Genomic DNA, 26,160 nt, shown 5'->3' on the forward strand with positions numbered 1-26,160 from the left:
CGTTAAACGTACGAAAAGGTTCTGACCGTCGTCCTTACCGTCCTTTGTTGTCGTACGGTTTGCCTAGCGCACTCGGCGATTCGGCGCGTCCGACGAAGCCGGCGAGGGCGAGAATGGTCAAAATGTACGGCACCATGCTGAGCATCTCACTCGGCACATATTCCGACAAGCCGAACACTTGCCCCGTCAGTGCCAGCGACACCGCAAAGCCGAAAAAGAGCGACGATCCGAGCACGCCAAACGGGTGCCACTTACCGAAAATCAGAGCGGCCAAGGCGATAAACCCTTGTCCGGCAATCGTCGTTTCACTAAATTGGCTACCGATGGCAATCGACAGGCCAGCGCCACCGATCCCGGCGAGCGCACCGCTAATGAGTACAGCGGTGTAGCGCATGCGTACGACGTTAATACCCATCGTGTCCGCTGCGCGCGGGTGTTCGCCGACGGCGCGCAAGCGCAGGCCGAAAGGCGTCTTGAACAGGACGAAATAAGAAATAAAGACGGCGGCAAAGGCGATGTACGTCGTCGGATAAACGGCGAACAACGCTTTCCCGATAATCGGGATGTCGCTCAACCCGGGGATGACGATCGTATCGAACGTCCCCTTAATCGCTGGGGTACGTCCCGCGTCGTACAAACTCTTCACTGTGTACATCGCAACGCCGAGCGTCAAGAAATTAATCGCCACCCCGCTGACGACTTGGTCTGCCTTGAACGAAATCGTCGCGACGGCGTGCGGAATCGCAAATAACACGCCGGCGACAATCGCCGCGAGCACACCGATCCACGGGTTGCCGGTCGCAATCGTCGTCACTGCCGCACTAAAGGCGCCGATCGTCATTAACCCTTCCAAGCCGATATTGACGACGCCGGAACGCTCCGAAAACATGCCGCCGATCGCCGTTAACATGAGTGGTGTCGCATACCATACCGCGTTTTGCAAAAGACTCGTTAATATGTCGATCATCTCAAGCGGCCTCCTTTCGCTTGCGTGTCAATTTACTTTTCGCCCAGCCGACAAACGCGCTCGAGGCGACAAATAAAATGATCGAAGCGATAACGATGCGCACGACTTCAAACGGAATCTGCTGATCAAACTGCATGTTTTGTCCACCGTACGTCAAGAAGCCGAATAGTACCGCCGAGAGCAAGATGCCGATTGGCGCGCTCGCCCCGAGGAGCGCCACGGCGATGCCGTCAAAGCCGATGCCGGTAAACGCGCCTTGGATCGCCATGTAGTGCGATGTTCCAAGCAGTTCGACCGCACCGCCTAAACCGGCGAACGCACCGCTAATCATCATCGAGGTGACGATTTTGCGCGACACGTTAATGCCCGCGTACTCCGACGCGTCGCGGTTGAAACCGACAGCGCGCAGTTCAAACCCAAGCGTCGTTTTCCACAAAATGTAGTAGAACAAGCCGATACAAAGAAGCGCAATGAGAACACCTAAATGGATGCGCGCCCCTTCAAACAGATCCGATAAAAATCCGACTTGCAACGAGGCAGAGTCTGCGATCATCGGAGTCGTGTCGGCCCCGACCGTTAAAAACTTGCGAATGACAACGTTGGCAGTGTACAAACCGACGAAGTTCAACATGATCGTCGTGATCACTTCGTGCACGCCGAGTTTCGCTTTGAGTAAACCGGGAATGAACGCCCACAACGCGCCGCACACGACGCCTGCGACGAGGGCGACGAGGGCGTGCAACACGGGTGGCAAGTCGAGTTTCAGCCCGATGACGACGGCGACTAACTGGCCGATCATGAATTGCCCTTCCACCCCGATGTTGAACAAACCGGTACGAAAGGCGAAAGCGACAGCTAAACCGGTAAAGATGAGCGGCGTGATCGTACGAATTGTCTCCCCGATGTCGAAGGGCGTGCTCACGACGCCGGAAAAGAGCGCACCGTAGGCGCTGATCGGGTTAAAGCCGACAACCAACATTGCGACCGCACCGACGAGCAATCCTAAAAAGATCGAAACAGCTGGAACAACCCACTTGTTCGTCTGTTTTTCTTCCCCTAGCTGCTGTTCCATCTAGTTTCCCTCCTTACTGTTGGCTACGGCTCCGCCGGCCATAAGTAAACCGAGTTCTTCTTCGGAAGTATCGGCTGGTTTGACATCGCCGACGATGCGGCCTTCGTAAATGACGAGCACGCGGTCACTCACATTAAGAATTTCGTCCAGTTCTAACGAAACGAGGAGCACCGCTTTGCCGCGGTCGCGCTGCGCGATCAAGCGGCGGTGAATAAATTCGATTGCCCCGACGTCGAGGCCGCGCGTCGGTTGTGCAGCGATGAGCAAGTTTGGATCGCGGTCGACTTCGCGCGCGATGATCGCCTTTTGCTGGTTACCGCCCGAGAGTGCCCGCGCCGGTGTATGTTCACTCGGCGTGCGCACGTCAAATTCTTCGATCAGCTGACGCGCCTTTTTATATATTTCCGGGTAGTTTAACTGTAATCCTGTCGCAAACGGCGATTGATAATATGTTTGCAAGGCGATGTTTTCTGCGACAGTGAAGTCGAGCACGAGTCCGTGGCGATGCCGGTCTTCTGGAATGTGCCCTAGACCTGATTCCGTTATTTGCCGCGGCTTATACCCTGCGACATTTTTTCTGTTAAGCAAAATTTGTCCCGAAGTCGCTTTTTGCAGCCCGGTGATCGCTTCGATCAATTCCGACTGACCGTTGCCGTCGACGCCGGCAATACCGACAATTTCCCCGGCGCGCACCTCTAAACTGAGTCCGCGCAGCTTCTCCACGCCGCGGCGATCGCGCAAGTGTAAATCTTTTACTTCCAGCACCGGTTGGGCCGGTTCCGCTGGCTTTTTGTCTACTTTAAACGACACTTCGCGACCGACCATCTTTGCGGCCAACACCGATTCGTTCGTCCCGGCAACCGGTAAGCGGTCGATAAATTTCCCGCGGCGAATAATCGTAACGGTGTCACAAACGCGAGTAATTTCTTTTAGTTTGTGCGTAATAAAAATAATCGATTTGCCGTTCGCGACGAGGTTGCGCATAATGTCGATCAGTTCATCGATTTCTTGCGGCGTGAGCACCGCTGTCGGTTCGTCAAAAATGATGATGTCAGCTCCGCGGTACAGCGTCTTCAAAATTTCAACGCGTTGCTGCATCCCGACAGAAATGTCGCGTATTTTGGCACGCGGGTCAACTTGTAGCCCGTATTTTTCCGATAACTCACGCACCCTCGCCTCTGCGGTCTTCATATCGATGACACCGCCGCCTACTGGCTCGTTACCGAGTACGATGTTTTCTGTCACTGTGAACGGCTCGACGAGCATAAAGTGTTGGTGCACCATGCCGATCCCGAGTCGGTTCGCTTCGTTCGGGTTAGTGACGTCGACTTTGTTGCCGCGTACTCGAATATATCCTTCATCTGGCGAATAAAGTCCAAACAAAATGTTCATGAGCGTCGATTTTCCAGCCCCGTTTTCTCCGAGTAGGGCGTGGATTTCGCCTTCTTGCACGATTAGGTCAATCGAGTCATTCGCGACAATGCCGGGAAAGCGTTTCGTAATCCCCTTCATTTCTACGATAGGCGCCATGACGGATCCCCTCTCAACTGTGTTGCCGAAAAATTAGGCTAGCAAATCGCTAGCCTGTGCTGTATACGGTTATTCTTGTAATTATTTCGCTTTGTATTCCTTCAGTTCATCAGGTGTAGCCGGTACCTCGATTTCGCCGTCGACGATTTTTTTCTCGAACTCATCCACTTTATCGAGCACGTCTTTCGGCACGTGCTTGTCCGAATTGTCCGCAATGCCGACACCATTTTCTTTTAAGCCGAATTGGACTTCTTTCCCACCTTGGAAATCGCCTTCTTTGAGTGCCTTCGTCATTTCAAACACACCGACATCGACGCGTTTGATCATCGACGTTAACGTGTGATCCGGCGCTAAGTGCGATTGATCCATATCGACGCCGATCACCCAGAACTCTCCTTGTTTCCGCGTCTTCACTTCGTCGAACAACCCTTTGCCGACGCCGCCAGCCGCGTGGTATACGATGTCCGCCCCGTCGTCAAACAGTCCTTTGGCGAGTGTACGCCCCTTCGCTACATCGTCAAAACTTTCGGCGTACGTCACGATCACTTTCGCATCCGGTTTAACGGCGTGTACACCAGCTTCAAATCCGACTTGGAACTTTTGAATCGTCGGAGAAGTGATCCCACCGATAAATCCGACTTTGTCTGTTTTCGTCATTTCAGCGGCAATGACACCGACGAGGAAAGACGCTTCGTGCTCTTTAAACATGACAGAAACGACGTTATCCGGAATATCGCCGCCAAGGTTCGAGTCGACGATACCGAACTTGCTGTCCTTAAACTGCTTGGCCACTTGCGGAATCGCTTTGTCGAATTTGTAGCCGATGCCCCACGAAATATCTGTTTTTTGACGAGCAAATTTCGTCAAGTTCGGGACGTAGTCTTCATCGCGCTTCGATTCGATAAAGTTAATCTTCGCACCGAGTTCTTTCTCTGCCCGCTTGACGCCTTCCCAACCTGTTTGGTTAAACGATTCGTCGTCGATCCCGCCTGTATCGCTAACCATGCCGACGGAAAATTCGCCTTCGGTCTTTTTATCCTCCCCTTTAGTGGCACCCTCTTTCTTCCCTTCGTCTTTCGCCGCGCCACATCCGGCGACGAGCAGTGCTGCCGTCAACAGCAACACGAGGGTGAGGAGAAGCGATTTTTTCTTAAACATACGTTCGGCCCCCTACATTTTTTCTAACTACCTTTGTGATTTCGTAAACGTTACCGTACGTTTACAGTAGAGCGGAAGGAGTGCCACTCCTTCCTAAATCATTTATACCATGTACGCATACTTTTTTCCAGATGCAGGTTCTAATCTGTTAAATCACGACCGTTCATCAGCAATCATATTTTTTTATAGAAATGGCCTTGATTGCTTTATTTTATTGAGTTTGTTAGGATCTACTAATTTAGTTTTTATGATATTAGGTAATTTTTACATGTCGGCTGCTACACAGTTTCACTAACTCGTCACTTCTTCCCCAGCGCGGAACTGATCTCGCGTAATGAGTACATCGCGCGGTTTACTCCCTTCATACGGCCCGACGATGCCGCGCGCCTCCATCTCATCGATCAAGCGGGCAGCACGCGTGTAACCGATGCGTAAGCGACGCTGCAGAAGCGAAACAGAAGCCGTCTCCGCCTCGACGACAAGCTTGACCGCCTCTGGGTAAAGTTCGTCTTCGACGTCTGCATTATCTTCTTTTAAATCTTCCTCTTGCACGATGATATCTTCATTGTAGTGTGCCTCCTGCTGTTTTTTGCAGAAAGTGACGATCCGATCGACTTCCTGATCGGACAGGAAGGCCCCTTGAATGCGCGTCGGTTTAGCCGCACCGACTGGTAAGTACAGCATGTCACCGCGCCCGAGCAATTTCTCCGCCCCTCCCATGTCGAGGATCGTGCGCGAGTCTGCTTGTGACGACACGCCGAACGCGATACGCGAGGGAATATTCGCTTTAATTAACCCCGTAATGACGTCGACCGAAGGGCGCTGTGTCGCAATAATTAAATGAATACCCGCGGCACGCGCCATTTGCGCCAGACGACAAATCGCATCTTCGACGTCCTGCGGTGCCACCATCATGAGGTCGGCGAGCTCATCGACAATGACGACGATGTACGGCAAAGCCGGGTACGGTTCTTCCGGGTGTTGCTCAGCCATCAGTTGATTGTAACGGCTGATGTCGCGGGCACCGCTTTCCGCAAACAGTTCGTAACGCTTTTCCATTTCCGCCACAATCTTCTTCAAAGCTAAGGCGGCGTGACGTGGATCAGTAACGACAGGTGCAATTAAATGCGGGATGCCGTTGTACACGTTCAATTCGACCATTTTCGGATCGACCATTAAAAACTTCACTTCGTTTGGTTTCGCTTTATAGAGCACACTGGCAATAATTCCGTTAATACAGACGCTCTTTCCCGATCCGGTCGCCCCAGCAACTAATAAGTGCGGCATTTTGCTCATGTCGCCGACGATCGATTCACCGGAAATATCCCGTCCGAGCGCAATGCTTACCTTCGATTCTGCTTCGTGAAATTGCGGACTTTCCAAAACGTCGCGCAAGTTGACGATCGACACTTCCGGATTTGGCACTTCGATGCCGATCGCCGATTTTCCGGGAATTGGCGCTTCCATGCGAATGTCTTTGGCGGCGAGGGCGAGCGCTAAATCGTCGGTCAAATTGACGATGCGACTTACTTTCACTCCGATGTCCGGCTGCACTTCATAGCGAGTCACGGCCGGCCCGCGGTGGATTTGCGTCACTTTAGCCCCTACGCCAAACGACTCGAGTGTCTGTTCAAGTTTTTTGGCGTTGGCGGTCATCCCTTTATGCTCGCCTTGTTTAATCTTTTTCGGTTTTTCCAACAAACTAAACGGCGGCAGCGAATAATTGCCCACTTCTGGGGCGCCACCCATCGGCCCGAGGACAGGTGCACCGTTCTCTGTAGCTAGTTCTTTCGTCCCCTGCTGTGCCGTTTCGCCCGACTCTGACAGCTCTGACCAAGCGAGCTGCCCTTGTTCGCGGGTCAACTTTTTCTCGTCTGATCCGTCTGTGCGTTCCGAGTAGTCGTGGATGACAGGGACGTCGCCGACCTTTGCATTCGCAGAAGAAGCTGGACCTCCTTCCTCCACATCTTCGTCCTTCTCTGTACGGCGCTGGTTGCGCTTCTCTTTGAATCCGAGGCGCCTCCGCTGCACACTGTCCCATGCGCCGTTCATAGTCTTCGTTGTAAACGTGCTAATCGCGCCCCCGCTGTTTCGTAGTTTTCGCCACAGTTGCGCATAAGAAACGCTCGTAACGAGCAACAGTCCTACTAAAATAAAGACGAAAGAAACGATGAGTGTGCCGACGTCATCGAATAAGTAACGCAGCGACGCATAGCCGATGGCACCAATCATCCCACCGCCGATATCTAACGGTACCGTAGAATCGATTTCGCGGGAAACGAGTTTCCACGTCTCCGCTAACACGCTACTGTTCCCGTCGAGAGATCGAAACAGCAAGTAATGACTAACAATTAACACCGCCGTTAACAATAAGGTAAAGCCGCTGTGGCGCGGCGTCCACTGCCGTGGCCAATCGCGCTTTACCATCATATGGATAGCTACGTACATACCGAGCAGTGGAACGATAAAGTTCCACGTCCCGACAAAAAAGCGAAAAACATAAGTAAATGATCGCCCAACCGCGCCAAAACTGCCAATCACGATCACACATATCGCGAACAGGACAATTCCGCACACTTCATACCATCGCCCGCTTCTTACACGCTCTTTTCGCGATGATTTCTTTTTTAGGGCCATTGAGACCGTTCCCCCTTCGCACAAGCAACCTTTCTCTTTGACAACCAAAATGTATGTATGGAAATCCATTAATTTGCCTGCACGTTTCTCCATTATAACACGGAAAAGAAAAAGAAGACCAAGTATACGTGCACCTGATCTTCATGAAAATCACGCGTTTGTTCGCGGGACAAAGCTGATCGTTTTTCCCGGTTCATAAGCCGGGTTGAGGAAGTGAGCGGGGTCGGGGCTAATGAGACGAACGATTTTTGCTTCTCGTTCGTTAAGCGGTTCGACGAGCATCTTGATTCCGCCTATGGAAATTTCTTGCGGCGCAGTCGTCAGTTCCTCCCATCCGTCAAACACAGCTTCTAGAGGTAACGGCGTATAATGGATCATTGCACCACGTCCTTTGCGCTCTGTTTTCGCGCGTCGATGAGCTCATTTAACGCTGCCATCGCTTCACCTAATCCCCCGACGGCATCGATCAGTTCGTATTTTACCGCGTCTTCACCGATCACGTTCGTCCCGATATCGCGTGTCAGTTCCCCCGTTTTAAACATCAGTTCTTTAAAACGTTCTCCACCTATACGGGAGTGTTTCGTGACAAACTTCACGACGCGCTCTTGCATTTTATCTAAGTATTCGAACGTTTGTGGCACACCGATGACGAGACCTGTTAAGCGAATCGGATGGACCGTCATCGTTGCCGTCGGAGCGATAAAGGAGCGATCCGCAGAGACAGCGATCGGCACGCCGATGCTGTGCCCACCGCCCAAAACGAGCGTGACGGTCGGTTTCGACATGGAGGCGATCATTTCGGCGATAGCGAGACCTGCCTCCACGTCCCCGCCGACGGTGTTAAGCACGATAAGTATACCTTCGATTTTGTTGTTTTGTTCTGCTGCAACGATTTGCGGAATGATGTGCTCGTATTTCGTCGTCTTGTTTTGCGGCGGTAAGACGACGTGTCCTTCGATCTGTCCGACGATAGAAAGACAATGAATATTTGTTTCCACCGCCGGCACACTCGTCTGTCCCAATTGCTGAATCGTGTTGACGACCGCGTTTTTCGCCGCATCCTCATTGTTCGTGCCCGGCACTCCCGTTTGCGGTTGTTTTGTCGGCTGCTCGCCGTCAGCTTGCTGGCCGTTGTCCATGGCGCATCTCTCCTCAGTTTACAGGTTTATCCGCTGGCCGTAGCATAACTTGTCCAGTCACCTGTAGTATGAGCCGCCTTCGGATGAATTATTTTACCCATAAAAAAACGTGAACTCCTGTATAACGTTCATGTGCTACAGAAGTCCACGCCTTTGTATAGCGATATTTATTTTACGGTCACAATGCCGATCTATGTTGCTCGTTCGACGCCTCTAACGCGCGACTTCACTTACACTTCCATGATGATCGGCAAGATCATCGGGCGGCGACGCGTTTTTTCGTACAGAAACCGTCCGAGGGCTTCGCGGACGTTTGTCTTCAGTGACGCCCATTCGTTAATGTTGTCGTTCATGCAGCGATCTAACGTTTCACTCACTAATTGATTCGCTTCATCTAACAACTTTTCCGATTCCCGTACGTAGACGAAACCGCGAGAAATAATGTCTGGACCCGATAAAACAATGCGTTTCTGCTTACTCAAAGTGACAACAACGACTAAAATACCATCTTGTGACAACAGCTTGCGGTCTCTTAGTACGATATTTCCTACATCTCCAACCCCGAGCCCATCGATTAGGACTTTTCCTGTCGGTACTTTCGACCCGAGGCGTGCGCCGTCTTTAGTAAATTCAACTGTATCGCCGTTATCTAATACAAAAATGTTTTCTGGTTTGACTCCTGTCGATTCGGCGAGTTGGGCATGAACACGTTGCATACGATATTCCCCGTGGATAGGAATAAAGTATTCTGGCTTGATCAAATTAAGCATCAGTTTTAAATCTTCTTGGTGGCCGTGGCCGGATACATGTACGCCGTGAGAACCACCGCCGCTGTATACGACGTTCGCGCCGATGCGGAACAGTTGGTCGACCGTACGAGACACGTATTTTTCGTTCCCCGGGATCGGGGTAGCGGCAATGACGACCGTATCCCCGGGTAAAATGTCAACCTTTCGGTGGGCGTTACGCGCCATCCGCGTTAGCGCCGACATCGGTTCACCTTGGCTTCCCGTAGACAAAATGACGACTTCGTGTGCCGGCAAGCGATTAACGTCGTCGACGTCGACGAAAATGTCGTCAGGCGCGTGCAAATAGTTTAGCTCGATCCCTAAGTTAACGACGTTAACCATACTGCGGCCGATGACGCACACTTTACGGTTATACTTCACCGCCGAATTGATCACTTGCTGAATGCGGTGCACGTTCGAAGCAAACGTCGCTACAACGATGCGTTGCGCCGCATTGTGAAACACTTCGTCGAGCGCTTCGCCCACACCTTGTTCCGAGCCAGTGAACCCGGGCTTCTCCGCATTCGTACTATCGGAAAGTAGGCAAAGTACGCCCCGCTCACCGAGCTGCGCCATTTTGTAGTAATCGGCTTGCTGGTTGTTCACCGGGCTCTGATCGAAGCGGAAGTCACCTGTGTGTACGACACGTCCAGCAGACGTTTCTAAACAAACACCGACACAGTCCGGTATACTGTGCGTCGTTTTAAAGAACGTCGCCGTCATGCCTCCCAGTTTGATTTTAGACTGATTATTGATCAAAATTCGTTTTGTTTCGTTCAACATGTAGTGCTCTTGTAATTTGTTTTCTACAAGGCCTAACGTAAATTTCGTACCGTAGACGGGAACATTGACTTCTTTAAGCACATAAGGCAGGCCACCGATGTGGTCTTCGTGCCCGTGGGTTAACAAAATCCCCCGCACCCGTTCCTTGTTCTCCACGAGATACGTAATGTCCGGAATAACGACGTCGATCCCGAGCATCTCCTCTTCCGGAAACATAATGCCGCAGTCGATGACCACGATGTCTTTCCCGTCTTCCACGACGTACATGTTCTTCCCAATCTCACCCAAGCCGCCAAGAGCAAAAACTTTTACCTGCTCTTTTTGCTTGGCCAAATAATAACACTCCTTACGTTATTCGTTTGTCGTCACAGAAAACCGCACATATGTCACTTAGGAATATTATAAGTCATATCGACTGCAAATAGCAAACAAAAAAATCGGCACCGGAAGAGGTGCCGCAAAAAAGCTTAGCGCGCGCGTACTTTTTTTACGATTTGCGCGAGCTCAATTTTTTGTTGTTCTGTCGCCGGGACAAGCGGTAAACGCACGCGCTCGTCGCCGTAACCGAGTGCCGCTAGCGCGTACTTGACCGGAACCGGGTTCGGTGCGATAAACAAGTCTTCAAACACGTCGAGCCACTGTTCGTGAAGCGCGCGAGCAGCCTGATGATCGCCCGCAGTGAACGCCGCGACCATTTGCTTCATTTCGTTACCGATCAGGTGACTGGCGACGCTGACGACGCCGTGTGCGCCGACGGCCATGAGCGGCAACGTGTTTTTATCGTCGCCGCTATACAAGTAAAAATCGTCGGGCGTTCGTCGCACGATGTCCGAAGCTTGCACGAAGTCGCCACTCGCTTCCTTGATCGCCACGATATTGGAGATTTCCGCAAGGCGCACGACCGTATCTGCGCTCATATTCACACCTGTACGGCCTGGAATGTTGTACAGCATGATCGGCAGTTCGGTCGCTGCTGCTACCGTGCGAAAATGTTCGTACAGTCCTGCTTGCGAAGGTTTGTTGTAATAAGGCGCGACGAGCAAAATCCCGTCGACGCCGCATTCGGACGCTTGCTTCGTCAGTTCGACCGTCGCCGCAGTTGAATTGGAGCCCGTTCCAGCGATGACGGTCGCCCTGCCGTTAGCGGTGCGCGCGACGTGGCGGAATAAGGCGATTTTTTCCTCGACGGTCAGCGCGGGCGATTCCCCCGTCGTACCAGCGACGACGATGCCGTCACTCCCCGTCTCTATTAGCCATTCCGTAATACGCGTCACTTCGTCCCAAGCGATGTTCTCATTTTTGTCAAATGGCGTCACCATTGCCGTAATGACTTGCCCGAAATTCAATGCGATTCCCTCCTAGTGAATGTAAAGTTTATGCAATTCAAATTGGTGGTGTAATGCACGAACCGCCCGTACCATGTGGTGCCCGTGCACGAGCACCCAAATCGTCGTATGTGAGTCAGCGGATTGTAAGATTGGAATTTCATTTTGCGTCAGCGCCTCGACAATTTTTGCCATCACGCCGGGTACGCCGGCAATACCCGCACCGACGGTTGACACTTTGGCACAGTTCGAGAGAACTTGCGGACGGTACCCCATTTCTTCTAAAATCGCTTGGGCTCGTTCTGCAACGTGATCGAACACTGTATAAGCGATGCCACTCGGGTTCACACTAATGAAGTCGACACTGATCCCGTGCGCCGCCATCGCTTTAAACACTTTCAAGTGCAAGTCGTAGTCGTCTTCCGCTGCCGTTATTTTAATTTGAGTCACACCGGGTACTTGCGTAATGCCCGTGATGAGGCGATCGTGCACATCGTTTTTCGTGCGGTTGATCTCGTTTAAATGTGTGACGAGCGTCCCCGCGTGATCTGACAGCGTCGAGCGTACGCGAATTGGGATGTTCGTCTGCATCGCAATTTCAACCGCACGGGGATGGATCACTTTCGCCCCTTGAAACGCTAAATTACTAATTTCCGTATAAGTCACTGTATCGAGTGGTGCCGCATCTTCGACGATCCGCGGATCTGCCGTCATAATTCCTTCAACGTCCGTAAAAATATCGACCATTTCCGCGTGCAATGCGACTGCGAGCGCCGTCGCAGTCGTATCGCTGCCGCCGCGACCGAGTGTCGTCACCTCGCCTTGTGGCGTCTGTCCTTGAAAGCCGGTGACAATCGCCACCGGCACTCGCGCGAGTTCTTCCATCAATCGTTTCGGGTTGACGGCAATAATTTGCGCATTACTAAACGTGTCGTTCGTGACGATTCCCGCTTGTCCACCGGTGAGGACACAGTTGTCAATATGCTCCATTTTTAGCATACTGGACAGCGTCGACGCTGAAATAATTTCGCCGCAGCTGAGTAATAAGTCCCTTTCGCGGGGATTTAATTCTTTCCCGTTATGATTAATTAAGTCCAAAAGTGTATCCGTCGCATATGGGTCGCCGCGCCGTCCCATCGCGGAGACGACAATGACGACGCGGTAATCTTCTTCGAGTGCTTTCTGCACGTGCTGGACGACCCGCTGGCGCAACTCGGGCGTCTTCAGCGACGTGCCTCCGAACTTCTGTACGATAATTCTCATGCCCAAATCCCCATTTTTTATCTAATCTGTACGATTTTCCGTTTTGCCGCTTCAATGGCTTGTTTCAACGAGTGCCGCGCTGTAACAACACGCCGGTTATAAACTTTTCACGAGGTGTTCCGCGATTTGCACCGTATTGAGTGCCGCGCCTTTTAATAAATTGTCGGCGACGACCCACATATTGAGGGCGCGCGGCTGGTCCAAATCGCGACGCAAGCGGCCGACGAACACATCGTCCCGCCCGGCAGCATCTAACGGCATCGGGTACGCTTGCTGTGCAATGTCGTCGATGACTGTCACACCGCCCGTATCGGCTAACAGTTGGCGTACGTCATCGAGATCGTAATCTGTAGCGAGTTCGACGTAAACCGACTCCGAGTGACCGGTCGCTACCGGGATGCGCACACACGTCGCCGTTACGGCGAGCGACTCATCGCCAAATATTTTTTTCGTCTCGCGCACCATTTTCATTTCTTCTAACGTATAGCCGCCTTCGTCGGGGACATCGATTTGCGGAATGGCGTTAAACGCCATTTGGTAGTGGCGCTCCAACTTGCCCACGGGAAACGCGCGGGCAGACACGGCTTCACCGTTAAGAGCCGCGCGAGTCTCTTCCATCAACGCGTCGATCGCACTGTTGCCAGCTCCCGAAACGGCTTGGTACGTCGATACGATGACCCGTTTCACGCCGTACCGGTCGACGAGTGGCTTCAGGGCGACGACCATTTGAATCGTCGAACAGTTCGGATTGGAAATAATCCCTTTATGTTCTTTAATCTTTTCGCTGTTCACTTCTGGCACGACGAGGGGTACGTCCGGGTTCATGCGGTAGGCGTTCGTATTGTCAATCGCGACTGCCCCGCTCGCGACGGCATGGGGCACCAGCTGCTTACTGACGCTACCGCCCGCGCTGAACAAGGCGACGTCGACGCCGCTAAACGACTGCGGTGTCGCCTCTTCGACTGTCACTTTCGCGCCGTCAAACGAAACGGTCTGACCCGCGGAACGCTGCGACGCTAAACACTTTAACGTGCCTACCGGAAATTTTCTCAGCTCTAATTGACGAAGTATTTGCCCACCTACTGCTCCCGTCGCTCCGACGACTGCTACATTTACGGCTCTCTCACTCACTGCTATTCTCCTCCTACTCCCGGCTTCACGCCGAGACAAACACGTTTCTTTCTATTATGTGGGCAAGTAACGATATTTTTCAACTACCATTGGCTGGATTTGTTTGTTTTGAAGCGCTTCCCAGCACGTTTCCGGAATGAGTTCCATGCGCGCGACGAGCGAATTTGGCTTAGTTTCCGGCGAATCTTGCCCGAAGGGAACAAAATATAAATTTTTTGCGACCAATACTTTCGCCAGATTGGCCGCGTTAAATCCTAAACCGTCATTCGTCGAAACGGCGACGACGACGGGGCGGCGGTTGCGCATCGTCGCTTTGGCCGCCATAAGTACGGGGCTGTCTGTGAGTGCGTTGGCCAATTTCGCGAGCGAATTACCCGTACATGGCGCAATGAGCATGACGTCGAGCCGCTTGCTCGGACCGAACGGCTCTGCCTCCGGTATGGTGGAAATAATGTGCTCCCCAGTAATGCGCTTTATTTTTTCTAACCACTCTTTCGCCTCACCGAACTTCGAATCGACGTTTGCTACAGTGTAAGTGACAATCGGCAACACTGTTGCCCCTAGTTGCACTAAGCGTTCCATTTGCGGTAACACTTCGTCGTGCGTGCAGTGTGAGCCAGTTAACCCAAACCCAACCGTCTTGCCGGAAAAATCCATCATGCTCCCTCCCGCTCGTTCATCTGTTCATCGATCAACTGTGACAAAGTGATCGCCAGAATTCTCCCCGCGGATTTAGGAGCGACGAGTCCAGGCAAACTGGGTGCGAGCATTGCCTTAATGCCTCGCCTTTCGGCATAGCGAAAGTCTGTCCCACCCGGTTTGGAAGCGAGGTCGATGATAAGCGTGTGCCCTGGCATCTGTTTGATCACTTCAGCGGTGACAATCGCTGCGGGCACGGTGTTAAAGACGATGTCTGCGTCGTAGACGTGTGCTTTTAACTCGCCGGAGTAAAGGGCGGTAAATCCCATTTCTTCCGCCCGCGCATACTGTTCCGGTCGCCGTACGCAGACGTTTACTTTTCCACCGAGTGCTTTTAGCGTGCGCGCCAACGTCTGCCCGACGCGTCCCATCCCAAGCACGAAGATATTTGCGCCGTGCAACGTAATGTCCGTATTTTGGATCGCCATCATTAAGGCGCCTTCGACGGTAGGAATCGAATTGTAAATGGCGACGTCGTCCCGGTTCAACATCTCTACGAGGGGGATGTCGTGTTTTTTACACAAATTGTACAAATACGGTTTTGCCAACCCTGTATATACCGTACATTTTTTTGCAAGCGACATCATTAATTCGTCCGTCAGAAGAATCGGTTTGGACGTAAAAATACTTTCCACTACACCGGAATCGTCGGTGCCGACAATCGGTAAGACCAGGACGTCGATATCCCGCAAAACATCTGGGGTCAGATCACTTTTGCGCGAACCGCTGTACTGGCTATCCAAATTGTCGAACCCGATTAAATAAACAGTTGCATCTTGTTCGATGCAGTGCTTAATCACTTCGAGTTGGCGGGCATCACCACCGATGAACGCTATCTGGATCCCAGTAAGCATGTGCCTACTCCTTTCCTGTCGATCACTCATCTACCATCCATTGTATGATGATGCCTAAGCGCCGGTTACTCGCCCGCACGGTAGTGACGGTTTTTCGCTTCGACGATGACCATTTCTGGGCCGATCTTGCGAATGTACGCCCACGGAATTTCGATTTCCATGTCCGCTTTTTTAAACCACGACGAACGAACGGGCAAAATCATCGCTTCCAGTCGCCCTGAACGCGGATCGACCGCCAAATCCGCTTGCGCAACCATACCGAGCCGCTCCCCGTTCATCACATCGATAATTTCCTTACCAGCGAGATCGCTAAAACGCATCGTATGGCCAACTCCTTTCATTTTCCTTTCGCTTTCCTTTCTATGCCACCCTATGTACGTGTAAAAAAAAGTAGTACCACTTTAGCGCGGTACTACTTTTTGAGCATCATTGTCGTCTCTTTCATATATTCGGTTATAAGTCCATCTAGTTGTTTACTGAGCGGCAAAATCGCGGGATCAGCCAATTTCGTATAATCGCCGGAAACTTTGTGCATTAACTCCTTGCGCAGACGCTCCACCTCTGCCTCTAGCTTTTTTAAATGTACCCTTTTCACAACTCGTACGCTCCTGTTATCGTAATAATTGGTTAATCGCAACGCTATTCAGACGCCGGTATGTCCAAACCCTCCGCTGCCCCGCTCGGTCTCTGAAAGAGTTTGCACCTGTTGCCACTGAACGCGCGGGACTGCTTGTACGACGAGCTGTGCGATGCGCGCCCCTCGTTCAATTGTAAACGGCTCGCTACCGAGATTGATGGCAATGACCCTGATTTCGCCGCGGTAATCGGCATCGATCGTCCCCGGACTGTTGAGCATCGTAATTCCTTGCTTTAGTGCGAGTCCGCTGCGCGGACGCACTTGTGCCTCCAGCCCTTCTGGCAAGGCGATACGAATGCCCGTCGGGACGAGCGCCCGCTCCCCGGGCCGTAAGACGACGTCTTCGCGCACGGCAGCGACGAGATCAAAACCGCTTGCGCCCGCAGACATTTTTTTCGGAAGTGGTAAATCTTCGTTTCCTGGTAGTTGACAAATTTGAATGTTATACAAGTGCATCCCTCCGGAAGGTGTTAGGTAGTTTGTCGTTGGGGGAGACGATGGCAAAACTCACTTCTTGCGCAAAAAGCCGCTCTGCGAGCGCAATGACATCTTCCCAACGGATCGCATCAATTTTTGCTAGTACGTCGTCTGGGCTCGGATGTTCTTGTAACATCAATTCATTTTTCCCGAGTCGGCTCATGCGGTTTGCCGTACTCTCCATTCCGAGCACAAAACTACCCTTTAGCTGCTCTTTCGCCTTTTGTAATTCCTCGCGGGTAATGCCATTGGTGCGTACGTTGCGTAAAATATCGAACAATAAGGCGAGGACGCGTTCGCTTTGCTCAGCGCCGGTGCCAGCGTAAATCGCAAAAAAGCCGCAGTCTTTATACGTCGTATGATACGAAAATACAGAATAGGCCAGTCCTCGCTCTTCGCGAATTTCTTGGAACAAGCGCGAACTCATGCTGCCGCCAACAATATTGGAAAGCAAGGTCAAATGGTAGATGTACGGGTCGTTGACAGCTAGCCCGGGCACGCTTAAACATAAGTGCGCTTGTTCAGTCGCCTTCACCCGCTGCTCGACACCGGTGCGAAACGGCGGCCGCTCGCCGGGATAGTCGTTCGTTCGCCCATTTAGAGGCGCGTGCGAGGTTCCGTCGTAGGACAGATCGTGTCCGTATACTTGTGCCCTTGCTGCGCCGTCGTCCGTTTCCCCGTGCACCGTTCGGCGTGCGCCGACGCTCTCCGGCTCCGGTGCTGTAAATGCGCCGAACTTCTGCGCCAAATAGTCGTCTAACCCTTCGGGCACGTTGCCGACGACGGTAATGACGGTACGAGCAGGCGTATACTCAGCATCCATAAACTGCCGCAGCCGCTCCGCCGTAAAACTGCTCACATTCGCTACCGAGCCGAGGATCGGTAACCCGAGTGGATGATTTCCGAGCGCAGCTTGCGATAGCAACTCGTGCACGAGATCGTCGGGCGTATCCTCGACCATGCGAATTTCCTCGATGACGACCTGCTTTTCTTTTTCAATTTCTTCCGCGGCAAACGTGGAGTGGAAAAACATGTCGTACAATATATCGAGTGCTACATACGTGTGTTCGTCGAGTACTTTGGCGTAAAAACACGTGTACTCTTTGGCCGTAAAGGCGTTGACGTGACCGCCGATGCCGTCAAACGCTTCGGCGATGGCGCGCGCCGAGCGCGTTTTCGTCCCTTTGAACACCATGTGCTCAATAAAGTGGGACATGCCGTTCGTTGCGAGCGATTCAAAGCGTGAGCCGACCGCTACCCAAATGCCGATCGATACAGAGCGTACGTGCGGATTTTTTTCCGTAAGGATGCGCACGCCGTTCGCTAATTGGTTACGTTCAATCAACATACTCCTCCTCAAAATGGACAGCGATAGTCCTACTATATCAAAACAGATTTTGTGGCTCAATACGCGGGATGCGCTCCTCAGACAACACTTCCTCGACCGTTCCTAGTGTAAGTCCGTTTTGCTGCACCGTTTGAATAATTTGCGGCAACGCTTCCACCGTGCGGTCGGTCGGATGCATTAAAATGAGTGTCCCGTTGCCGAGGTCTCTACGGATGCGTTCGACCATTCGCTGCGGGGTTGTCGACGGTTTCCAGTCAACCGTATCAGCGGTCCATAGCACGGTGTACATGCCAAGGTCCGCTGCCGTCTGTACGACGCGATCGTTAAAATCTCCTGCCGGCGGCGCAAAAAACGGCGTCTCCACACCGAGCGACTGTTTGATTAACTCTGATGTCGCACTCATTTCCTGCCGCATTTTGTCCGTCGAGAGGCGGCTCATGAGCGGGTGGTGGTAGGCGTGGTTGCCGACCGCGTGTCCGGCCGCGACGATTTGCTTAGCTGTGTCCGCGTGTTTGGCGAGCCAGCTGCCGTCGAAAAAAAAAGTAGCGCGCACGTCTTCCCGTTCGAGAATGGCTAACATCGGCGCGATATGTTCCGTGCCCCACGCAACGTTGATCATGAGCGCGACCATCGGCTTATGCTCGTTGCCGCGGTAAATGGGGTTAGGCGGTAAATGCTTAAGCTGCACTTTTGGCGGTACTTCGCGATAAACGAGCTTAGGCGGTTTACTGCTCCCCCGATCGCGGGCGAGCGCGAGCGTACGCGATTCGTCGACGACAAGCCCGTTGTATCCTGGAATTGCCTTCCAGACGGAGTCGACGCGCGCGTCAATTGGGGGCTCGGAATGTTCCTTAGCCGCTTTTTTAACTAGCTGTTCCAACGAATCGCTCATTTTCGTCTCCCCGCCTGCAGTAGGCTGGGACGACATAACTGGTACTGCCTGCCCGTGCTTGACCCCGTCAATGTATGCCGTCAACGGTGAAAAAGTGGTCAACAGTAACGCGACAGCTACCCCGCTTACCGCTAATATCACTAGTTTTACTTGCAGCCGCGACATCCCGTTCACCTCGCCCTTCATTCGTCACCCTACGCCGTCAGTTCCTTACACTTTATGCTGCACGTGGACGCGCTATGAAGAAAAAAGGACAAATAAAAAAAGAGGCAGATGAACCTGACTCTTTTTTGTTACTCTTGTTGGTTAAAAGTAATCATACGTGGCATGCGCCGCCGAACGTTACCGTTTCGGGAACCGTTAACGCGGAGGGCGCTGCCAAATTACAGTGGTAAAATTCACAAGCTGTCGCCATTTGTCGCCACGTATCGACATAGCCGCTGACGCGAAATCGCAACGTAAAATACTAACATAAAAATTGTCTCGCCGATCAGTGTTAACGCTTCTGCGAAGCTTTCGCTTGCTCGTTCAACACCGCTTTACGCGACAAGTTAATGCGCCCTTGGTTGTCAATTTCGGTTACTTTGACCGTCACTTGGTCGCCGACCTTAACGACGTCGGTCACTTTTTCTACTCGTTTCGGCGCCAGCTGGGAAATGTGGACAAGCCCTTCTTTACCCGGAAGGATCTCCACGAACGCCCCGAACTTCTCGACGCGCTTCACCGTCCCCAAGTAAATTTCACCGACTTCTACTTCGCGTACAAGGTCTTCGATGATCTTTTTCGCTTTAGCGTTACCTTCGGCGTCCGCAGAAGCGATAAAGACGCGACCATCTTGCTCGATGTCGATTTTGACACCTGTTTCGTCGATAATTTTGTTCACCATGCGGCCACTCGGTCCTATGACGTCGCGAATTTTTTCCGGCGGGATTTGCACGGTAACAATTTTCGGCGCGTACTCAGACAGTTCCTCCCGCGGCGCGGCAATCGTTTCTAACATGTGGTCGATAATGTGCAAGCGACCTTGCCGTGCCTGTGCAAGTGCATCCGCTAAGATCGTGCGGTCGATCCCTTGGATTTTGATGTCCATCTGCAAGGCAGTGACACCTTGGCGCGTACCAGCCACTTTGAAGTCCATGTCGCCGAGGTGGTCTTCCATCCCTTGGATGTCCGTGAGCACCGCAACGCGGTCGCCTTCTTTCACTAAGCCCATTGCAATGCCGGCCACAGGTGCTTTAATCGGAACCCCTGCATGCATGAGCGCCAGAGTCGACGCACAAATGCTCGCTTGCGATGACGACCCGTTCGATTCTAACACTTCCGAAACGAGGCGGATCGTGTATGGGAACGTGTCTTCCGAAGGAATGATCGGTTCGAGCGCCCGTTCGCCGAGTGCCCCGTGCCCAATTTCACGTCGTCCGGGCGAGCGAATCGGCCGCGCTTCGCCGACACTGTACGGCGGGAAGTTATAGTGGTGCATAAACCGCTTCGATTCCTCGAGGTCTAACCCGTCCAATATTTGTACATCGCCAAGTGCACCGAGCGTACAGATCGACAGCACTTGCGTTTGACCGCGGGTAAACAGTCCTGACCCGTGTGTGCGCGGCAAAAGACCGACCTGCGACGACAGCGGGCGAATTTCATCGAGGCCGCGCCCGTCAGGACGGATGTGCTCAACCGTAATTAAGCGCCGCACTTCATCTTTGACAAGGTCGTCCAACACTTCGGCAACCGCACGCTGCTCTGTTTCCGTCTCTTCCGCGTCTTCCTTTTCGTACAAGGCGAAAATATCCGCCTTCACTTGTTCGATCGCTTCCTCGCGCGCGTGTTTCTCCTGCACTTGAATGGCGGCGATGAGCCTGTCTCCCGCTTGATCGCGCACTTGGCTCGCCAGTTCCTCGTCGATTTGATGCAACTCAGGCACCATCTTTTCCTGGCCGACCTCGGCAACGATTTGCTCTTGGAAGGCAATCAGTTTTTTGATCTCGTCGTGCCCGAACATAATCGCTTCTAACATCGTCTCTTCCGGCACTTCATCTGCGCCCGCTTCCACCATGTTAATGGCGTCTTTCGTCCCAGCGACGACTAAGTGGATGTCACTTTTTTCCGCCTCTGCAATCGTCGGATTTAACACGAATTCGCCGTCAATGCGGCCGACAGTGACGCCGGCGATCGGTCCCTCAAACGGAATGTCGGAGATGGATAATGCAGCACTCGCACCGATCATCGCCGCCATTTCAGACGAACAGTCTTGATCGACAGACATGACGGTCGTAATGACTTGCACCTCGTTGCGAAACCCTTCCGGGAATAACGGGCGCAGCGGGCGATCGATTAATCGGCTCGCCAAAATCGCTTTCTCACTCGGCCGTCCCTCGCGTTTAATAAACCCTCCAGGGATTTTGCCAACAGCGTATAACCGCTCTTCGTAATTGACCGTCAACGGGAAGAAGTCGAGGTTTTTCGGCTCCTTCGAAGCAGTTGCTGTCGCGAGTACGGCTGTATCGCCATAGCGCACCATCACGGCCCCGCTAGCCTGCTTTGCCAGCTTCCCGATTTCCAAAACAAGCGGTCGTCCGCCTAGTTCGTATTCATAACGTTTTTCCATGTTGTTACAAAATTCCTCCTCTCTGCTGTACACATTCGTCATAACTTATAGTATCTCCTGCTTGCGCGGGAAATAAAAGCATTGTGAAAAAGCGGGGTTCACCCCGCTTCTCGTTAACGTCTCAGTCCTAATTTTTGAATCACGGCGCGGTAACGAGCCACATCCTTGTTGCGCAAGTAGTTGAGCAAGTTACGGCGTTGACCGACCATTTTGAGCAACCCGCGACGGGAGTGGTGGTCTTTCTTATGTTCCCGCAAGTGCTCGTTCAGGCTGTTAATCCGCTCTGTCAAAATGGCGATCTGCACTTCCGGAGATCCGGTGTCACCTTCTTTTTGCTGAAACTCGTGAATGATCTCCGTTTTCTTCGCTTGATCGAGTGCCATGTCGTACGTTCACCTCCTAATGTCTAAACCCCTTAACCCAGAAAGCCGTCGAGGTTATCGGCGATCCGCGTCAAGGTTGTGTCTCAAAGACCGTTAATAAGTATACCATAAATAAGCGGCCGTCTCTAGTCGTAGCCGTAGTACGTATGTGTCAAGCTTTACTCGACGACCTTACAGGATCAAGGATTTAAAGACCTAAATATGTCATTCCCTAACGTTCACTTGTTGTCCGCCCTTGAGGAGTTAACTCTTCAAGGACGGCGATTAACCACCTTATCCAAATACCCAATAGCACTTGAAGCTGATGCGGCACCTACTTGGATCCTGCCAACTTGAACCCCAATGTGATCCGACTTACCTATTCGCCTCGCATGGCGTTTTAGTTTTTGTGTCACTTGGCGGTTGGGCCAGACAGTTAATAATGCCTGTCTCAACGTCCCATTGGTAACGCCTTGTTGTACTTTGGCGATGGCTTGAGCCCCTTCTTCACTCCAGTACATGCCACGACGTTTCATGCGGTATGCCAGACGTCTCTGGTTCGATTCCATGCATCCCATCCTACGAGCATTTTTTGGCACGTCTGGACTAACCTCACGCCAGTCGCAGAGGATCTCCCAGTGCCCTTCAAGATACTTCTGCATGTTCTCGATACGCTTTTCCTCTCGCTCCGTCTCTGCATTTCCCTGTGCCGTATCAATCACCGCTTTAAACCTATCCTTATTTTTTTCGGATATTGCCTTTTCAATTTGAGGAATGAGCCTTGGCTGGCGGCTCAACCCGCGACGAATACTCCTCTTTACGTGAAAAGGATCCAATTGGCGGACAACCGATGTCGCTTCAGAAAAGGTATTTTGAACGCGTTCCTCAGAGATCCATGAAGCCGCATCCGCATTAGTCGCCACATGTGTATGTGAGAGATCCCAACGATGTCGAATCGCTGCATAACCTATTTCCCAAAAGTCATCCACCGATTCAACGGTAGAAAAGACGTGACGATCTGTTAACGAGACACGCTGTCCGTTTTGCTCCCACCCGGTATAGGCAAGCATATTTTTGATCTCTATTCCTTTGCCTCTCCCTTTGACGTATAAGCCATCTGCTTCGCAATATAAGTGCTTAACGGACGGAGAGTTAGGAATTACCGTATCCTCAAAAATTCGATCCCTTTTTTCAGCATCCATGACAGCTTGAGCTTCACCTGCTTCTTTTACTAAGCGCTGAAACGTCGTATGGCTGATCGTTATACCGGCAAGTTTTTGCGTGACCTCTGAGGCGAGGCGGTAGGTCATTCCCGGCGCTGCAGCTAACTCTGCTCCGAGCATCATAAGGTCTGGGCTGTATCTTTTACGGCGTTTTAAACCGATTGCCTCATCGACAGGGTAATGTGCGTTTCCGTTTCGGTCGTACATCAAGTGGCGTTTATAGGACACTGTCCCAAAAAAACTGGTGAACTCCCGGCTGTCCAATCGCTCACTTTTCCAACCGTATTTTTCCTTGTAATGCGTCGTCATCATCTGATCGAGCTGCTCCAAAAATTCTCCGAACAGATCAGCCATCACTTCCATCAGGCGAATACGTAAGCTTTCCCAAAACGACAACATATCTGTAGACTGTTCCAAGATAGTAGCGATTTCTGGTATAATGGTTTTCAAGGAAGACCTCTCCTTTCGTGGTGGTTAGGAGTACTATTTAGGTCTTCCTTTTCTATATTCTCCCTCCAAATTCCTGCTAAAACCCTTCGAGAGAAATGTTACACATACCCGTAGTACGCGCAGAAAAAATGGACGGATCACTGCGGAAGGTACCGAGTGATCCGTCAATGATTCGTGCGACAGCGTTATGAACTTAATCTCGCTTTATATTATCTTCCCCTATCCAATCATCAAATTCGATATATTTTTTTATGAAATGAGTTATTGACAACTTGTAGAATTAAGTGGTATCTTTAGGACACAAAACTATAAATGGAGAATAGAGCCACATACATCCTGGATTATACCGCACCAATCGGATGGACAGGCCCTCATTTCTGACAACGCATACACCTCCCACACCATTTGAGGACAGTGACAAGATCATTATGCGGTTAAACGCATCAAGTCTAACTACTTCTTTCCTGCGCACACATCGCACTCTCTCATTTATAGTTCCCATATTGAAAGGGGGAACGCGATCTTAAGAGTAACTTTCATTTTAGTATTTGAAAGTTCATGGAGTTGAAGTAGCACGGTCGTGTCACTGTCTCAAACTTTTTACCACTTTTCAAACTGTGAGGAGGATTTTCTAATGAAAAAAATAGTCGTTTTTACTGGGTTTCTAGTTATTTTCGCATTGACCATAGCCGCTGGTACCGCCTACGCGGATACGCCAGAACTCTATCCAAAGCTCAATCCGGACGGAACTAAGCCATACATTGATTATCCGATTGATGACGAAACGAAAGCGATCATCACTGAGAAGGAAAAGCTGGTTCAACTGTACTTGGAGGCTGAAGAAGGCAAGCGTTCGATTGCAGAAGTCGAAAAGGCATTACGTGCTTTTCAGGAGAAAATTGGTGAGGAGCCTGATATGACACTGACAGATAGTCTTAAGACGAACGCTGCCGCCAAGGGCATTAGCCTCACTCATCAGACGCAATCGAATTACTACTATTGCGGTCCTGCAACAGCGAGTATGATTATTCGAGCGAGAGGAGTGGCTAATACAACACAGAAACAAGCCGCTAAGAAACTTGGCACGACAAAAAGTGGTACACCTTGGTCTCTCGGGAAAGGAAAATACCCGATGAAAGACACGCTTAATCACTTTTTGAAAACTAAATATTACACACCTTACGGTGTTAACGTCAATGCGTCCAAGTTTAAACATCATGTAAAGTACACGATTGACAACGGTCGTGGCGTCGCTGCGAATACGTGGGAGGTCAAGGACGGTCCAAAATTAAAGGGACATCCCAAAAATGGGGAAATTCTTCATTGGGTTCCAATCTCCGGATACATGAAAAACGGGAACTCAATCCAATATGCAGATTCATCCCATAAGGCTCTTGGAATTAGCTGGGGCAAAAATGTGCCGAAGTATTCCTGGATTGACTACAAAAAAATGGCGACTATTTGTGACGGACGTGGGATCATATGGTAACTAAGCGATCTTTCGTCGACATTAAGTTGTTACTTACCGCGTTAGCTCTTCTTTTCCTTGTCACTGTAGGGTGTGAGAACGGGGCGACTTCGTCACCTCCTCCTCCCTCAAAAAAAACACCATCACAAAGCAAAGAAAATAATAATCACACGACTAAGAAAGGCAGTGTTTCTCAGAAAGGCAGTACCCGACAATCGGGTACTCTTCCAGAAGTCGTTTCGAAAGAAGATGTGTGGCGGGACGAAAAGATAATAACGTTTGATCAAATTCTTCATGATCAAAGGGCTTGGTCCGCGGATATTATCTCCGAAGAAGGCCTAATCGTTGGCGTAGTTCCGCATCAGAATAAAAAGCCCGAACAAATGATCCTATTTGATCCTACCACTCGCACACATGACGTGATTCTATCAGTGAAAAACTCTGAAGAACTTGGTGGCGCGCAAGTTGGCGGGGTCGATATGAATAAAAAATGGATCGTTTGGAGTGAGCCTCTCGACCAATCGTTTGACAAATGGAATATTCACGTATACGACCGCAGGAAAAAGAAAGATCGTATCGTGACCACTAACCCTAAAGATGCTAACGGAGATGGTTTCGGAGGTACATTCATGTACCCAAGCTTATACGGTGACGAATTTGTTTGGAGTCCTGTCGTCGCGCCCCCGCTCGAGATCGGGCCTTCCGTTGCTGTAAAAAAATACAATATTAAGACAGGAAAAAGTACCGATATCGCGCCACTCGGTGGCAATCCGATTATCACGAAAGATTTTATCATCTGGAGCGGACCGGACAAAAAAGCAGACGATACGGGCGCTTTATTTTGGAACAAAAACGGCAAAATAGAACAAATCACCAAAGGATACGAAATACACTTTTATGCAACGGACGGTAAAGCGGTCGCTTGGTCCGGACACGACAAAAATGAACCTGGTTGGTCGCTTGGCATAATCGAAAACGGGTCGGAGCGTAAGATTTTTTCTACTAGTAAACCAGAGGATGTTCCCCAGTTTTTATCGATGAGTGAGCGCATCGTTGCTTGGGAAGGAGAAGATAAAGTCCAAGTATACGACCGCAAACTGGACAAGGTGGTTACATTGGAAGACGACGAGGAAATCGCTGACATGTGTAACGTGTATACACGTGGTAACTACCTATTCTGGACCACCCCGATTTCGGCAACTCCAGAGGATATCCGTGCGGCGAAAGATAAAGGCATTCTCCCCCACCGCATGCACTTGATCGAGTTTAAAGATTAAATCGTGCCTTATAGATCGCGATAGATAGCGATAGATCGCGCCGATGCTGGGCGCACCCGATAAAAACACCTC

The 26,160-nt window shown here is 51.3% G+C and carries 24 protein-coding genes; 3 read left to right on the forward strand and 21 right to left on the reverse strand.

Features of this window, described 5'->3' with window-relative positions; all coding sequences use genetic code 11:
- Window positions 1-34 precede the first annotated feature (34 nt).
- The 18 genes from BN1247_RS07605 to BN1247_RS07690 form a co-directional block, all read right to left on the reverse strand.
- Window positions 35-967 carry an ABC transporter permease gene (locus BN1247_RS07605; protein ID WP_054949845.1) on the reverse strand — a complete coding sequence of 311 codons (933 nt, stop codon included), beginning with the start codon at window positions 965-967 and terminating at the stop codon, window positions 35-37.
- A gap of 1 nt (window position 968) precedes the next feature.
- Entirely contained in the window at window positions 969-2,039 is a 1,071-nt protein-coding gene (locus tag BN1247_RS07610) for an ABC transporter permease (protein WP_054949846.1), read from the reverse strand.
- Entirely contained in the window at window positions 2,040-3,569 is a 1,530-nt protein-coding gene (locus BN1247_RS07615) for an ABC transporter ATP-binding protein (RefSeq protein ID WP_054949847.1), read from the reverse strand.
- Window positions 3,570-3,650: 81 nt separating this feature from the next.
- Entirely contained in the window at window positions 3,651-4,727 is a 1,077-nt protein-coding gene (locus BN1247_RS07620; protein WP_054949848.1) for a BMP family lipoprotein, read from the reverse strand.
- A 291-nt stretch (window positions 4,728-5,018) separates the two neighbouring features.
- Complete coding sequence (locus BN1247_RS07625; protein ID WP_054949849.1) at window positions 5,019-7,364, reverse strand: DNA translocase FtsK; 2,346 nt, start codon at window positions 7,362-7,364, stop codon at window positions 5,019-5,021.
- A 150-nt stretch (window positions 7,365-7,514) separates the two neighbouring features.
- Window positions 7,515-7,742 (reverse strand): YlzJ-like family protein, encoded by a 228-nt coding sequence (locus BN1247_RS07630; RefSeq protein WP_054949850.1) that lies wholly within the window; start codon window positions 7,740-7,742, stop codon window positions 7,515-7,517.
- Window positions 7,739-8,503, reverse strand: coding sequence for a ClpP family protease (locus BN1247_RS07635; RefSeq protein WP_054949851.1), 765 nt, complete (start codon window positions 8,501-8,503; stop codon window positions 7,739-7,741). Before BN1247_RS07635 ends, BN1247_RS07630 begins: the two co-directional genes overlap by 4 nt.
- Window positions 8,504-8,733: 230 nt before the next feature.
- Window positions 8,734-10,341, reverse strand: a complete 1,608-nt coding sequence (locus tag BN1247_RS07640; protein WP_390622063.1) for a ribonuclease J — start codon at window positions 10,339-10,341, stop codon at window positions 8,734-8,736.
- Window positions 10,342-10,541: 200 nt separating this feature from the next.
- Window positions 10,542-11,420, reverse strand: a complete 879-nt coding sequence (gene dapA / locus BN1247_RS07645) for a 4-hydroxy-tetrahydrodipicolinate synthase (protein ID WP_222705238.1) — start codon at window positions 11,418-11,420, stop codon at window positions 10,542-10,544.
- Between the two features lie 12 nt (window positions 11,421-11,432).
- A complete protein-coding gene (gene dapG, locus BN1247_RS07650) occupies window positions 11,433-12,662 on the reverse strand; it encodes an aspartate kinase (protein WP_054949853.1) in 1,230 nt (409 codons plus the stop codon).
- 96 nt (window positions 12,663-12,758) lie between these two features.
- Complete coding sequence (locus tag BN1247_RS07655; RefSeq protein WP_054949854.1) at window positions 12,759-13,793, reverse strand: aspartate-semialdehyde dehydrogenase; 1,035 nt, start codon at window positions 13,791-13,793, stop codon at window positions 12,759-12,761.
- A gap of 54 nt (window positions 13,794-13,847) precedes the next feature.
- On the reverse strand, window positions 13,848-14,450 hold the full coding sequence (locus BN1247_RS07660; protein WP_147675205.1) for a dipicolinate synthase subunit B: 603 nt from the start codon (window positions 14,448-14,450) through the stop codon (window positions 13,848-13,850).
- Window positions 14,450-15,346 carry a dipicolinate synthase subunit DpsA gene (gene dpsA, locus BN1247_RS07665; RefSeq protein ID WP_054949856.1) on the reverse strand — a complete coding sequence of 299 codons (897 nt, stop codon included), beginning with the start codon at window positions 15,344-15,346 and terminating at the stop codon, window positions 14,450-14,452. Before dpsA ends, BN1247_RS07660 begins: the two co-directional genes overlap by 1 nt.
- Before the next feature lie 65 nt (window positions 15,347-15,411).
- Complete coding sequence (locus BN1247_RS07670) at window positions 15,412-15,666, reverse strand: YlmC/YmxH family sporulation protein (protein ID WP_054949857.1); 255 nt, start codon at window positions 15,664-15,666, stop codon at window positions 15,412-15,414.
- Between the two features lie 92 nt (window positions 15,667-15,758).
- Entirely contained in the window at window positions 15,759-15,941 is a 183-nt protein-coding gene (locus BN1247_RS07675; protein ID WP_054949858.1) for an aspartyl-phosphate phosphatase Spo0E family protein, read from the reverse strand.
- Between the two features lie 48 nt (window positions 15,942-15,989).
- The gene (gene dut, locus BN1247_RS07680) at window positions 15,990-16,433 is read right to left on the reverse strand and encodes a dUTP diphosphatase (RefSeq protein ID WP_054949859.1); all 444 of its coding nucleotides are present in this window, start codon (window positions 16,431-16,433) and stop codon (window positions 15,990-15,992) included.
- A complete protein-coding gene (locus tag BN1247_RS07685) occupies window positions 16,426-17,805 on the reverse strand; it encodes a M16 family metallopeptidase (protein ID WP_074011084.1) in 1,380 nt (459 codons plus the stop codon). Before BN1247_RS07685 ends, dut begins: the two co-directional genes overlap by 8 nt.
- 40 nt (window positions 17,806-17,845) lie before the next feature.
- Window positions 17,846-18,865, reverse strand: coding sequence for a polysaccharide deacetylase family protein (locus BN1247_RS07690; RefSeq protein WP_054951557.1), 1,020 nt, complete (start codon window positions 18,863-18,865; stop codon window positions 17,846-17,848).
- A gap of 74 nt (window positions 18,866-18,939) precedes the next feature.
- Here BN1247_RS07690 and BN1247_RS17675 point away from each other — a divergent pair, with 74 nt between their 5' ends.
- Complete coding sequence (locus tag BN1247_RS17675) at window positions 18,940-19,095, forward strand: hypothetical protein (protein WP_157360855.1); 156 nt, start codon at window positions 18,940-18,942, stop codon at window positions 19,093-19,095.
- Window positions 19,096-19,196: 101 nt separating this feature from the next.
- Here the strand turns inward: BN1247_RS17675 and pnp are convergent, their stop codons facing one another.
- The 3 genes from pnp to BN1247_RS07705 all read right to left on the reverse strand — a co-directional run bounded on the left by pnp (window position 19,197) and on the right by BN1247_RS07705 (window position 23,292).
- Window positions 19,197-21,350: a polyribonucleotide nucleotidyltransferase gene (gene pnp / locus BN1247_RS07695; RefSeq protein WP_390622034.1), complete on the reverse strand. Its 2,154-nt coding sequence runs from the start codon at window positions 21,348-21,350 to the stop codon at window positions 19,197-19,199.
- Window positions 21,351-21,421: 71 nt separating this feature from the next.
- The gene (gene rpsO, locus BN1247_RS07700; RefSeq protein ID WP_054949860.1) at window positions 21,422-21,691 is read right to left on the reverse strand and encodes a 30S ribosomal protein S15; all 270 of its coding nucleotides are present in this window, start codon (window positions 21,689-21,691) and stop codon (window positions 21,422-21,424) included.
- A gap of 251 nt (window positions 21,692-21,942) precedes the next feature.
- On the reverse strand, window positions 21,943-23,292 hold the full coding sequence (locus BN1247_RS07705) for an ISLre2 family transposase (protein ID WP_187119684.1): 1,350 nt from the start codon (window positions 23,290-23,292) through the stop codon (window positions 21,943-21,945).
- A gap of 685 nt (window positions 23,293-23,977) precedes the next feature.
- Between BN1247_RS07705 and BN1247_RS07710 the strand changes: the two genes are divergently transcribed.
- Together BN1247_RS07710 and BN1247_RS07715 are read left to right on the forward strand one after the other, a co-directional pair.
- On the forward strand, window positions 23,978-24,832 hold the full coding sequence (locus BN1247_RS07710; protein ID WP_054949861.1) for a C39 family peptidase: 855 nt from the start codon (window positions 23,978-23,980) through the stop codon (window positions 24,830-24,832).
- On the forward strand, window positions 24,826-26,088 hold the full coding sequence (locus BN1247_RS07715; protein WP_147675206.1) for a hypothetical protein: 1,263 nt from the start codon (window positions 24,826-24,828) through the stop codon (window positions 26,086-26,088). Before BN1247_RS07710 ends, BN1247_RS07715 begins: the two co-directional genes overlap by 7 nt.
- The last annotated feature ends 72 nt before the right edge of the window (window positions 26,089-26,160 follow it).

Source organism: Numidum massiliense (genome assembly GCF_001375555.1).
GTDB lineage: Bacteria > Bacillota > Bacilli > Thermoactinomycetales > Novibacillaceae > Numidum > Numidum massiliense.